This window comes from Halomonas tibetensis (genome assembly GCF_042643535.1).
Taxonomy (GTDB): domain Bacteria; phylum Pseudomonadota; class Gammaproteobacteria; order Pseudomonadales; family Halomonadaceae; genus Halomonas; species Halomonas tibetensis.
Window position 1 is genome coordinate 75,102 of sequence record NZ_JBHRSQ010000004.1, and the last position, 12,048, is coordinate 87,149.

Annotated in this window: 10 protein-coding genes; all 10 read right to left on the minus strand. The window is 63.3% G+C overall.

Annotated features, from left to right (window positions below):
- Window positions 1–31: 31 nt before the first annotated feature.
- Entirely contained in the window at window positions 32–2,209 is a 2,178-nt protein-coding gene (locus tag ACFODV_RS00525) for an ATP-binding protein (protein WP_379753023.1), read from the minus strand.
- 23 nt (window positions 2,210–2,232) lie between these two features.
- Window positions 2,233–2,748: a molybdopterin-dependent oxidoreductase gene (locus ACFODV_RS00530; protein ID WP_379753026.1), complete on the minus strand. Its 516-nt coding sequence runs from the start codon at window positions 2,746–2,748 to the stop codon at window positions 2,233–2,235.
- A 68-nt stretch (window positions 2,749–2,816) separates the two neighbouring features.
- A complete protein-coding gene (locus tag ACFODV_RS00535; RefSeq protein WP_379753029.1) occupies window positions 2,817–3,323 on the minus strand; it encodes a hypothetical protein in 507 nt (168 codons plus the stop codon).
- 104 nt (window positions 3,324–3,427) lie between these two features.
- Window positions 3,428–4,258 carry a DUF2189 domain-containing protein gene (locus ACFODV_RS00540; RefSeq protein WP_379753032.1) on the minus strand — a complete coding sequence of 277 codons (831 nt, stop codon included), beginning with the start codon at window positions 4,256–4,258 and terminating at the stop codon, window positions 3,428–3,430.
- 304 nt (window positions 4,259–4,562) lie between these two features.
- Window positions 4,563–4,991, minus strand: coding sequence for a universal stress protein (locus tag ACFODV_RS00545; RefSeq protein WP_379753035.1), 429 nt, complete (start codon window positions 4,989–4,991; stop codon window positions 4,563–4,565).
- A gap of 13 nt (window positions 4,992–5,004) precedes the next feature.
- Window positions 5,005–7,602 carry a TRAP transporter permease gene (locus ACFODV_RS00550; protein ID WP_379753038.1) on the minus strand — a complete coding sequence of 866 codons (2,598 nt, stop codon included), beginning with the start codon at window positions 7,600–7,602 and terminating at the stop codon, window positions 5,005–5,007.
- Between the two features lie 145 nt (window positions 7,603–7,747).
- Complete coding sequence (locus ACFODV_RS00555; RefSeq protein WP_379753041.1) at window positions 7,748–8,728, minus strand: TAXI family TRAP transporter solute-binding subunit; 981 nt, start codon at window positions 8,726–8,728, stop codon at window positions 7,748–7,750.
- A gap of 363 nt (window positions 8,729–9,091) precedes the next feature.
- Window positions 9,092–10,399, minus strand: a complete 1,308-nt coding sequence (locus ACFODV_RS00560; RefSeq protein ID WP_379753043.1) for a TRAP transporter large permease — start codon at window positions 10,397–10,399, stop codon at window positions 9,092–9,094.
- Window positions 10,389–10,868 (minus strand): TRAP transporter small permease, encoded by a 480-nt coding sequence (locus ACFODV_RS00565; protein ID WP_379753045.1) that lies wholly within the window; start codon window positions 10,866–10,868, stop codon window positions 10,389–10,391. The genes ACFODV_RS00560 and ACFODV_RS00565 overlap by 11 nt, the downstream gene beginning before the upstream one ends.
- 64 nt (window positions 10,869–10,932) lie before the next feature.
- On the minus strand, window positions 10,933–11,943 hold the full coding sequence (locus tag ACFODV_RS00570; protein ID WP_379753048.1) for a DctP family TRAP transporter solute-binding subunit: 1,011 nt from the start codon (window positions 11,941–11,943) through the stop codon (window positions 10,933–10,935).
- Window positions 11,944–12,048: the final 105 nt, after the last annotated feature.

Sequence of the window (12,048 nt, forward strand, 5' to 3'; positions counted from 1 at the left end):
CCGCCGGGAGGATACGCCACAAACGATCGGTTCAGAGGGCAGACCGAGACCGCCAGGCGGTCAGGGCGGCCAGGGTGGCCGCCAGGCAGGAAGAGAGCTCATTCAGCAGAGCCCTGGCCGCCATCCCTTCCCCTTCATTGGCCAGGCGCTCGAGCCGAGTAGCGAGGCCAGCCACCTTGACGGCACCCAGGCTCGACGACTCCCCCTTGAGCTGGTGCGCCGCATGGCGAGCCTCCTTGAGGTCACCCTCGCCGAGGGCGCGCTCCAGGCTGGCCAGCCGAGACTCGGCCTGGCCAGCGAAGAGATCCATCAGCGAGGCAAGCCCCTCCCCGCCCAATGACTCATGCAGCGCCAGCAGCGTCAGCGGGTCAACCAGGCTGTCGCGGCCAGCCGGCGCGGGAACGCCGATAGTGCACGACCCCGTTGCCCCGTCGGCCAGGAAGCGAAACAGCGTCTCGAGCAGCAGCTCCTGTCGCAGCGGCTTGATCAGGTAGCCGTTCATGCCAGCAGCCAGGCAACGGGCCTGCTCACCTCCGGGACCGCCGGCAGTCATTGCCACGATCGGCACATCTGCCGTCCAGCCGTTCAGGGCGCGCAAGCGGCGGGTTACCTCCAGGCCGTCCATGTCAGGCATCTGGATGTCCATGAAGATCAGGTCGAACCAGCCCGCTTCCGCCAGCTGCAGCGCCGCCGCGCCGGAGCCGGCAATGGTAACTCGGCAGCCTAGGCGCTCAAGCATGGCCCTAGCGACCTGCTGGTTGATGGGGTTGTCCTCCACTACCAGCAGATCGGTGCATTGCAGATCCTCACGCCGCGAGCCCCTTGCAGCCGGCAGCGCAACCGGGTCGGTGCCCTCAGCGGCCATCAGGGGCAGCACGAACCAGAAGCGACTGCCCACCCCTGGCTCGCTGGCCACCTCGATGCGCCCGCCCATGGCTTCGACCAGCCGGCGGCAGATCGCCAGGCCCAACCCGGTACCACCATAGCGTCGCGCGGTTGAGGCATCACCCTGACGGAACGGCTCAAAGATCCTGGAGAGCTGCTCGGGAGCGATGCCGCAGCCGGTATCCACCACCTCAAAACGAAGTCGCCCGCTTTCTTCGGGTCTCACCTCCAGGCGAATCTCACCCTGTTCGGTGAACTTCACCGCATTGGAGACCAGGTTGATCAGCACCTGACGCAGGCGTCCCGGGTCGGCCAGCACCCGCTCCGGGAGTTGCGGATCCAGACACGTCAGCAGCGCCACGCCGCGAGCCTCGGCGCGCGGTGCCAGCAGAACCACCACGCCATCGACCAGCTCATCCAGCGCCAGAGCACGTTGCTCAAGCTCGAGACGCCCGGCCTCGATCTTGGAAAAATCCAGCAGGTCGTTAATCAATTCCAGTAGCAGCCCGGCGCTGTCATAAATAGTGGCCGCGCAATGACGTGCCGACTTGTCTAGCCGATGCTCAATCAGCACCTCACTCATGCCGATGACGCCGTTGAGGGGGGTGCGGATTTCATGGCTGACGGTGGCCAGGAATTCCGACTTGGCCTGGCTAGCCGACTCCGCCTGCCGGGCGGTCGCCTCCAGTTCACGACTCAGCGCCTCAAGGTCACGACGCGCCGCCGCGTTATCTCGAGCCTCGCGGAACAGGATGAGCGCCACCAGCATGGCCGACAGGCTCATCGCCAGGATCAGCACCAACAGTAGAGCGTAGAGCCGCTGCAGCTGGCCACGCTCGCGGGTAGCCGTCTCGGCCAGGTGGCCATTGATGTCGATCACCAGCCGCTCGGTCCGATTCCCCAGGACATCGAGGTGCTGTTCCAGGGCATGACGATCGCTCTCCTGCAGCACTTCAAGCGCCTCGATCATGCGGTCAAGCACTTCGATACGCTGCTCGATATCGTCCAGCAGGGCGTTAGCCGAAGGAATAGAGGCCAGCAGCTCGCTGATATCACCGCCACCGCGCATCAGGTTAAGTCGGCTGTAGAAAAGCTCGAACCGCAGCGCCAATCCAGGACGGTCAGCTTCCTGCTGCGCCAGGTAGTTGCGCAGTTGGACCACGTCGCGGTCGAGCTTGTACGCGTGCCAGGAGGTATCCCCGCCCACGCTCTGGGCCAGACTGTCCTGTCGCCATGCGACCAGCCCTACTACCACCAGCGCCGCTGCCAACAGCAGCAGCGCGCTGATGGCGCCAAGCTTGACTCGCAGGGGCAGGCGCAACATGTGACGCTCCCGATAGCGGCCCCTCAGGGGGCGTGTATGTGCACAACGTGCCACACCGAGCGGAAACGCACGGACTCGTTGAGCAGTTCCGGATGGTCGTCGAAGGGGTAGAGCACAAACAGCGGGCCGAATTCGCGAATCTGAATGGGCGAGCCGTTGCGGCTCATGGCCAGGATGACGTCGTAGTCGTGCAGCTCGGCCAGTGAGATCTCGGCCTCGAAGTCGTTCAGCGCCCTGACACGAACGTGCCCGCTACGAACCCCGGCCGCTGCGAGCACTTCCCGGAACAGCGGGCCCTCGTAGCGGGCACAGTCCGAATGCCAGGGAGTTCGAGTGCGAATCTCGGTGGGGGCGATGGCCATCAACATCTCACGGTCGAACCTGGCCTCGCCGTCCACGTTGGGGAAGTCGATATTGCCGCTGATGGTCAGCAGCACCTCGCCGCTAGGCGACGGCAGCTTCTCCTCGGCGATAGCCGACAGCGGCAGCCACGGGAGAGAAGCAAGGACGAACATGAGGGGCAGGACGCGTTGGCGCATGATGGCAATCCAGTAGTGACATCCGGAGAGTCACCAGCCTACCCGATCCTGTGACAAGGGTCAGTCAGCTAATCTGACACAGCCCGAATCCGTGGTTCTAAAGGTGCCTCCCGTGCAGGTTCAGAAAGGCCATCCAGCAGACGTCGCAGGTAACGAGCGCGCTGCTCCCACACGGCGTTACGGTGAAGCTGGCGCGCCACCGGCAGCAGGTCGGGATCACCCAATTCCGCCTCAGCCAACTGGCCATGGTAGGCCTCCACCAACGCCAGGTCGGCCGCGCGGCCGTGCTCCCAGGCGGCCTGTGAGCTCTCCAGGGCCAAGCGCGCCTCACGCCCAAGCACCTTATCGAGTCGGGCACCGAGGCGCTCTACCTCCTCCGCCCAGCGAGTCTCGGCATTCCTCGCACAGTTCAGGGCGGGTGCGGGCTGCCACTGGACATCCGCCAGGCAGGCATCGAACTCATGGGCGATGTCATGCCCCCCCTCGTTAAGCGATAGCGTCAGGGGCTGAGCGTGGAGCGGCATCAGGGGAAACAGGATAGGCAACAGGCAGGCAAGCTTGGGCAGTGTCGGCATGACATGACCTCGTGGGAACGGGGCCGGGAAGCCAGCAATGAAAAGGGGGACGTCAACGCCCCCCAGCATAGTGGCCTGGCCCCGGCAGGGCGAGACGAGTCGGGTCAACCGCGCAGTGGCTCACCCTCATCGATGATATCAACGCGCACCAGATCCTCGTAGGCATGCCAGCTGGCATGGCCCAGTACCGGCAGGATAAGCGCAAGACCAATGTAGAAGGTCATCACGCCCACCAGCACGCAGCCGGTCAGGATGGCCGCCCAGAGCAGCATCGGGCGAAAGTTGCGGGCCACGGAGCGAACGCTTGCCTCGATTCCCTCCATGAAGGTGAGGTCGTGATGCATCAGGGTGGGAATGGCCACCGAACTGATGGCGAAGGCCCCGAACGCGAGAATGCCGCCCGCCACGGAACCCACCAGAATCATCCCGAGGCCCTGCGGTGTAGTCAAAAGGGACGAGTAGAGCGCACCCGGACTGGGCACTTCGAAACCGAAGAATAGCGCGAAGAGCAGGGTCGCCAGCCGGATCCATGCTAGGAAGAAGATCATCATCATCACCCCCATCATGGCGAGTTGGCCGGCATGGGGCCGCCAGGCGCCGAAGGCGTCTCCCAGATGAGGGGCCCGGTTAGCCTCAAGGGCACGGCTGACGCCGTAAGAACCCACCGCCACCAGCGGCCCCATGAACATGAAGCCTGCCACCATGGGCAATAACCAGTGCCATAGTCCCAGGGTGACGGCGCCTGCAGTGATGGCAATACTCAGGCCCACCCAGAACATGCCGTAAGCGAGACTCACCGCTGTGGCCTGGCGAAAGTCCTCGATGCCGGCTGACAGCCAGGCCCTCGGCCGATCCATCCCTACCGGGTTGATGGTGATCTTGACCCTGGGCACTGCTGCAGCCTTGTCATTCGCTCTTGTTGTTGCCGCGTTCATGCTGTCACCCCTGTTGCGCCTTGTAATGTCCGCCCCCGGCGGACTAAATCCCAGCATAGGCCGATGCCTTAATGCCGACTTCATCCATTAACTCAGAGTTAATGTAGTTGACCCGAGTCAATTATGCAGCCCTGGCATTCACGCAGCTTTCCACGCTTTCACGACGCGCGATGCCTGGGCCGGGTCGCGCGTGTCTCTTGTCTGCCTCGCTTGATCTCTTCCCACCTCCTCCATAACGCAGGAGCCCCGACCAATTGGCCGGGGCTCCTGCGTGTTTAGCGGCCCTGACGGCCGCCCGATGGGCTTAGCGCACGATCATCACCGATATCTTGGCGTGGTGCACCACATGCTCGGCGTTGGGACCGAGAACATAGTCGGCGAACTTTCGCTTGTTGTGAGACGCCATCACGATCAGGTCGACCTCAAGCTTCTTGGCGGCCTTGATGATCGCCTCCCAGGGCGAACCGTCCACGATAACCGACTGAGTCTGGATCTCCTCGGGCACATGCTCCTGAATGAACGTTTGTTGGGCCTCAGCGATGGCCGCGTGAGCCTTCTTGGCGAAATCCTTCGGAAAGTAGGAGCCCACAAGCGGCATGCGATAGTCGGGTAGCACCGTCACCACATGCAGCGAGGCCCCGAAGGTCCGGCACAGGGTCACGGCCGTGGGCAGCGCCTTCTTCCAGGAACTCTCCTCGTTGAGGTCCACTGGCAGCATGATCTTGCTGTACATGTCATCGTCTCCTTCAGGCAGTAGCGGCCTGGCCAGCATCGGGTTCACGACGGCGACGCTGCAGCATCACCACCAGGCCGAACACCAGGAATCCCGGTATCCACATCCACTCCTTGGCCCAGCGGTCCACCGGCGCCGACACTTCGATGATCCTCTGATCGAAGTCAAAGCCAAGATCCGCTGCCAGGCTGCCGAACACGACGAAATCCACCATGGCCTGGTCACCGTCGACATAGAGCTCTATCCCCAGGTTCTCCATGCGCTCCTCATCGCTGTCACCATCGGGGACCGGCACCAGCACATAAGTGGTCAAGGGGTCGCCGAAGGCATCCTCGCCGGCGATCTGGACCCTCAGATTGCTCCCCTCCTCGACATCGCCCAGCGCCTGAGCAAACTGCGCCGGCGGTACCTGCTGGTAGGGATCATGGATCATGTCCATCCAGAAGCCCGGCCGGAACAAGGTAAAGGCCACCAGCAGCAGCAAGATGCTTTCGTACCAGCGATTACGGGCGATCATAAAACCCTGGGTCGCCGCCGCGAAGATCAGCATGGCGATCGTCGATATGACGAAGATCACAATGCCCTGCAGAAAGGTTACATCGATCAGCAGCAGGTCGGTATTGAAGATGAACAGGAACGGCAGTGCCGCGGTACGCAGGCTGTAGTAGAACGCCTGGAAGCCGGTGCGCAGCGGGTCACCCCCGGAGACCGCCGCCGCCGCGAAGGAGGCCAGGCCCACCGGGGGTGTAACGTCCGCCATGATGCCGAAGTAGAACACGAAGAGGTGCACGGCGATCAGTGGGACGATCAAGCCGCTCTGCTGGCCCAGCGTCACGATCACCGGCGCCAGTAGGGCTGATACCACGATGTAGTTAGCGGTGGTGGGCAGGCCCATGCCGAGTATCAGGCTGAGCAGCGCAGTGAACAACAGGATCAGCATCAGGTTGCCCATGGAGAGGATCTCCACCACGTCGGCAAGCACCAGGCCGACGCCGGTCTGGGAGACCGCGCCGACGATAATGCCTGCCGCGGCGGTGGCAATACCGATACCGATCATGTTGCGGGCACCGGCGATCAGGCCGTCCCAGAGATCCTTCAAGCCCTCCTTGATGTCTTCAGCCACCTTGCTGCGGCCACGAAAGAGGGCGATGACAGGACGCTGGGTCACCATGACGAAGATCATGAACACCGTCGCCCAGAAGGCTGAGAGACCGGGCGAGAGGCGCTCGACCATCAGGCACCAGACCAGCACGATCACCGGCAGGATATAGTGCAGACCGACCATGACGGTGGGCCGGGTCTGGGGCAGCGTGAGGACCTGGGAGTTCGGGTCGTCCAGCTCCAGCTCAGGATACTTGGCCCCCACCTTCAGCAGCGCTACGTAGATCACCACAAGCGCAACGGACACCACCCAGGGAGTGGCATCTCCCAGCACCGGCTTCAACCAGCCGAGGCCGTAATAGACACCGAACGACAGTGCCATCAGCAACAGCAGGCCGGTGAGGAAGCCGATCACCTTGTTCAGGAAGGGGCGCACCGGGTTGCTGGTGGGCAGCCCTTTCATATTGGCCTTGAGCGCCTCCAGGTGCACGATATAGACCAGCGCGATATAGGAGATCAACGCCGGCAGGAAGGCGTGCTTGATCACCTCCACGTAGCTGATGCCGACGTACTCCACCATCAGAAACGCCGCAGCACCCATCACCGGGGGCATGATCTGGCCATTCACCGACGAGGCGACTTCCACCGCGCCGGCCTTCTCGGAGGAAAAACCGACACGCTTCATCATCGGGATCGTAAAGGTGCCGGTGGTCACGACGTTGGCAATCGAGGAGCCCGAAATAAGGCCGGTCATGCCCGAGGCCACCACGGCGGCCTTGGCGGGACCGCCCTTGTAATGGCCCAGCAGCGAGAAGGCCACCTTGATGAAATAGTTGCCGGCCCCGGCCTTGTCGAGCAAGGCACCGAACAGCACAAACAGGAAAACGAAACTGGTCGACACCCCCAGCGCGATGCCGAATACCCCTTGGGTGGTCAGCCACTGGTGGTTGACCAGGCCGTTGAAGCTGACCCCGCGGTGGGCGAGGATGCCCGGCATATAGGGGCCAAACAGCGAGTAGAGGATAAACACCGAGGCCACGATCATCAGCGGCGGCCCCAGGGCCCGCCGGGTAGCCTCCAGGAGCATCACGATGCCGATAATGCCGACGATCACATCTTGGGTGATCGGCGCAGCGGGCCGAGTCGCGAGTTGCTCGTAGAAGAGGAACATGTAGGCGCCACAGAAGGCAGCGACGGCTGCCAGCACCCAGTCCTGGATCGGAATCCGGTCACGCGGCGAGCGCTTGAGCGCCGGGTAGGCCATGAAGGCCAGGAAAAGGGCGAAGGCCAGGTGAATCGAGCGGGATTCGGTGGCGTTGAAGACCCCGAAACCCAGCATGTACGGAAGTGGAGAGGCGATCCACAGTTGGAAAAGCGACCAGGTAGCCGCGATCCCCAGCAGCAGCTTACCGGGCGCCCCCGCCGGCTTGCGCGACCCCGAATCGCTGGAGGCGACCATATCCTCGAGGTCGATCTCAGAGTCGCGGGTTTTATTTTTCTCGTCAGACATATGCTGGCCCTGTCCACTGTCAGTGACTTATGGATTATTACCTTCCCGAGGTGAGACAAAAAGCCGACTCACCAACAAGATGCGCGGACGCCCCGAGGGGGTCCGCGCATCGATCACCACGGGTGGTTAGCTGGCGCTACCGGAATCACTCGATCCAGCCACGCTCGCGGTAGTAACGTGCCGCACCGTCATGCAGCGGCGCGGTCAGGCCATCGGAAATCATGTCTTCCTCGTTGAGGTTCTGGAAGGCCGGATGCAGGCGCGTGAAGCGATCGAAGTTCTCGAACACCGCCTTGACGGTCTCGTAGATCACGTCTTCGTCCACCGCTGTGGAAGAGACAAAGGTCGCCGCTACGCCGAAGGTCTCGGTATCCTCATCATTGCCGCGATAGAGGCCACCGGGGATCACCGATCGGGTGTAGAAGGGATTGGCCTCGATAATTTCGTCGATCTCGGGACCGGTCACCGGGACCAAGCGGGCTTCGATGGTGGTGGTGGCCTCCTGAATGGAGCCATTGGGATGGCCCACTACATAAACCATCGCATCGATATTGTTATCGGACAGGGCGGCGGCCTGCTCGGCAGCGTCCAGCTGAGAGGCCAGGGAGAAGATATCGGTATCCCAACCCATGGCTTCCATGACCACGGCCATGGTGTTGCGCTGGCCGGAGCCTGGGTTGCCGATGTTGACGCGCTTGCCCGGGAAATCGCTGATATGTTCAATGCCGGAATCGGCACGGGCGACAACGGTCAAGGGCTCGCCGTGCATGGTGAAGACGGCTCGCATGTCCTCCCAAGCACCATCGGACTCGAAGTTATCCTCGCCGTGGTAGGCACGATACTGGACATCGGACTGCACGACGCCCATGTCCAGCTCACCGCTCTTCATACCGTTGACGTTGGCCACAGAGCCACCGGTGGATGGCGCATTGCAACGGATATTGTGATCGTCACTGCCGCGATTGACCATACGGCAGACCGACTGGCCGACGACATAGTAGACGCCGGTCTGGCCACCGGTACCGATAGTGATAAAGCGTTCCTGCGCTACCGCAGGAGCCGAGAACATCGCGGCCCCCAGCAAAGCGCCAGAGAAGGCAGCAGCCGAAAAAGCATGGCGTTTCATGAACACACCTCATGATGTTGTAGGCAGTAATATGTGGCAGCTCCAACACGCTGGTCAGAGTTTCTACCAACCTCTTCTACTTTAGCGGATAAAACTTCATTCGGGTAACCCGGCTCCCTCAACGGAGAATTGGACGAACAGAGTTCATTCTAGCCCCTCCAAGCGTTTACGCCGCGTTGGAAATTAGCGCATTAACAATGAGAGAACTGCGCCATGGCGCGGTTATCTCGTTCAGCAACGGCTAGCCTGTGGTCGCCAGAATGCCTTCGTTGATCAGCGCTGCTTCTCGTCCTTCATGGCCTCACCCCGGGCGGCGAATCAGCTTCGCCGCGAGGCGCTGCAGGCGCGGTTCCCCGATCAGGATCAGCCGACGTTGTAGCCCAACACACGTGGCAGCCACAGGGCGATCTCGGGGAATAGGGCAACAAGCGCCAGTGCACCGGCCATGGCCACCACAAAGAGCAGCGCCCAGCCGACGGTCTGCTCCAGGCGGATCTTGGCCACCTCGGTGGTCACCATCAGATTCACCGCCACCGGCGGCGTGAACTGGCCGATAGCAATATTCATCGCCAGCAAGATGCCGAACCACACCGGATTCCACTCGAAATGCTGCATCACCGGGATGAGGATCGGCATCAGGATCAGATAGATGGAGATAGCGTCGAGCAACATGCCGGCCACCAGCACCGCCAGCATTATCAGGATCAGCAGCAGCACCCCATTATCGGTCAGGGCGATGATCCACTGAGCCATATCGCGGAAGGTGCCGAGCATGGTGCCGGCCCAAGCGAAGATACCGGCCAGGGCGATGATCATCATCACCACCCCGGAAATCACTGCCGCCTCGCCGAACAGGCCCCAGAGGTCTTTCAGGCCAATTTCGCGGGTCACGAAGAGCCCGATCACTGCTCCGTAGGCCACCGCCACCACGGCCGCCTCGGTGGGGGTGAAGAGCCCCGAGCGAAGCCCGCCGAGGATCAGCACCGGCGCAAACAGGGCAGGCAGCGCCTGTTTGAAGGTGTCACCCACTCTCAGACGCTCGGCGCCTTCCACCGGCGTGCCGCCTTCCCAACCGTAGTGGCGTGACACCAGCAGCGCCGGCATTAGCAGCGCCAAACCGGCGAGAATCCCCGGGAAGAGGCCGGCGGCGAAGAGCGCGCGCAGGTCGACCCCCGGCACCACGATAGAGTAGAGGATCAGCGCCACCGAGGGCGGGATCAGGATCGCCGTGGAGGCGGAGGCGGCGATCAGCGTGGCAGAGAAGGGCTTTGGGTAGCCGGCTTTTGTCATGCTCGGCAGCATCACCATGGCCACCGCGGCGGCGTCCGCCGGCCCCGAGCCACTCATGCCACCCATGATCATGCAGACCAGGACGGCCACCAGGGCCAGGCCGCCATGGCGCGGCCCGATCAGGGCCTGGGCGAAGCGCACCAAGCGCAGCGCCACCCCGGAGCGCTCGAAGATCAGCCCGGTGAGGATGAACAGTGGAATGGCAATAAGCGGGTATTTGGCGATGCTGTTGTAGGTGTTGGTGCCGAGCGTCGCCAGCATCGCCGGCGGCAACCCGGCCAGGATGCCCACGGCGCCGGCCAGGCCCAGGGAAAAGGCCACCGGCACACCGCTGATCAGCAAACCCGCAAAGGCCAGCAGCATCCACAGGTCAGGGCTCATCGGCAAGTCTCCCGCAGAGGCGATCCCAGGTCTGCTGGGTCTGGCGAATCAGCATCGCCGCCGAGAGCAGCGGCAGCCACACGATGTACCACCACTGGGGCAGCCCCAGCCCCGGCGAGAGCGACTCCCACTGATACTCCTGCCAGGCCAGCTTGGCGCCGAACCAGGTGATCAGCCCCAGCAACGCCATTCCACAGGCCCACTGGAACAGGATCAGCGCCTTGCGCGGCGCCGCTGGCAACGCCCGCTCCAGCAAGCCCACGCGAATATGGCCGTTTCGGCGCAGGGCCACCGCCGCCCCGGCGAAGGTAAGTACCACCAGCAGGAACACCGAGAACTCCTCGGTGAAGGCAAGCGAGCCCCCGGTAATATAGCGGGTGACCACATTGCCGAGGCTGATCAGAGAGATGATCAAAAGCGCCAGAGAGGCGAGCCAGCGCTCCGGCCGGGCATCAGGGGAAGGTTTCATGTCGACCTCGTGAAATGACGTCGCCCCCGGAGACGGGGGCGACGGACGTGGCATACGTCGGGGCTCAGCGCGCTTCGACAGACTCGCGAGCCGCCTCGACCAGGGCCTCGCCGATGCGTGGCAACCACTTGTCGTGGACCTCGGCGGTGGCCTCGACGAAGGCCTGATACTGCTGATCGGTGAGCTCGGTAACGTTGACGCCACGCTCCTGGATAGCGGCCAGACGCCCGCTCTCCTCTTCACGGGTCATGTCGATCTCCCACTGGCCGGCCTCTACGGCGGCCTCCCGCAGTATCTCGCGGTCACCCTCTTCCAGGGAATCCCACACCTGGCGGTTGACGGCGAAGATCAGCGGGTCATTCATGTAGTTCCACAGGGTCAGGTTCTGCTGGCCCACCTGGTCGATGCGCGCCACGTCGAACACCGACAGAGGGTTCTCCTGGCCGTCAACCGCGCCAGTGGTCAGTGCCGGCTGGGCGTCGGTCCAGCTCATCTGAGTGGGGTCGGCCCCCAGGGCGTTGAAGGTGTCCTGGAACAGCGGTGAGCCCACCACGCGAATCTTCAGGCCATCCAGATCCGCAGGCTCGCTGATCGGGCCGCGTGAGTTGGAGAGCTGGCGGAAGCCGTTCTCCCCCCAGGCCAGGGGAATCACGTCGCGGGACTCGATGGCCTCGAAGATCATCTCGCCGGCGGCCCCGGCGGTCACGGCGTCCACCGCCGCTTCGTCGGGCAGGAAGAAGGGCAGCGAAAAGAGGTTGAGCTCCGGCACCTGGGGCGACCAGTTGATGGTGGAGCCCACAGCGGCATCGATCAGCCCGGAGCGCATGGCAGAAAACTCGCGGGTCTGGTCACCGGCCACCAGTTGAGAGTTGGGGTAGACGCGCAGGGTGAGGCGCCCCTCGGTGCGCTCCTCAACGAGTTCGGCCCACTTCTCGGCCGCCTGGCCCCAGGGAAAAGCGTCGGAGAGCACGGTGGAGACGGAGAGCTCGCGCGCCTGCGCAGAAAGCGAGGCGCTGAGCACGGCGGCGCCGGCCAGGGCAGCGGCCAACTTGGCGAGATGGCGTGTGGTGGTCATGGCGTGTCCTTGCTGCGGCCAACCGGCGGGATGCCGGGGGCATGATTGTTATCGACAGGGAATATTCTACGAGGCGCGGCGCTGAATGATAGCCCGGTCGCCCTC

What these genes read in the sequence shown, in the direction of transcription:
- ACFODV_RS00560 (WP_379753043.1), bottom strand. Translation starts at nt 10,399, where the DNA reads ATGAGCCCTGACCTGTGGATGCTGCTGGCCTTTGCGGGTTTGCTGATC.
- ACFODV_RS00550 (WP_379753038.1), bottom strand. Translation starts at nt 7,602, where the DNA reads ATGTCTGACGAGAAAAATAAAACCCGCGACTCTGAGATCGACCTCGAG.
- ACFODV_RS00535 (WP_379753029.1), bottom strand. Translation starts at nt 3,323, where the DNA reads ATGCCGACACTGCCCAAGCTTGCCTGCCTGTTGCCTATCCTGTTTCCC.
- ACFODV_RS00530 (WP_379753026.1), bottom strand. Translation starts at nt 2,748, where the DNA reads ATGCGCCAACGCGTCCTGCCCCTCATGTTCGTCCTTGCTTCTCTCCCG.
- ACFODV_RS00570 (WP_379753048.1), bottom strand. Translation starts at nt 11,943, where the DNA reads ATGACCACCACACGCCATCTCGCCAAGTTGGCCGCTGCCCTGGCCGGC.
- ACFODV_RS00565 (WP_379753045.1), bottom strand. Translation starts at nt 10,868, where the DNA reads ATGAAACCTTCCCCTGATGCCCGGCCGGAGCGCTGGCTCGCCTCTCTG.
- ACFODV_RS00525 (WP_379753023.1), bottom strand. Translation starts at nt 2,209, where the DNA reads ATGTTGCGCCTGCCCCTGCGAGTCAAGCTTGGCGCCATCAGCGCGCTG.
- ACFODV_RS00555 (WP_379753041.1), bottom strand. Translation starts at nt 8,728, where the DNA reads ATGAAACGCCATGCTTTTTCGGCTGCTGCCTTCTCTGGCGCTTTGCTG.
- ACFODV_RS00540 (WP_379753032.1), bottom strand. Translation starts at nt 4,258, where the DNA reads ATGAACGCGGCAACAACAAGAGCGAATGACAAGGCTGCAGCAGTGCCC.
- ACFODV_RS00545 (WP_379753035.1), bottom strand. Translation starts at nt 4,991, where the DNA reads ATGTACAGCAAGATCATGCTGCCAGTGGACCTCAACGAGGAGAGTTCC.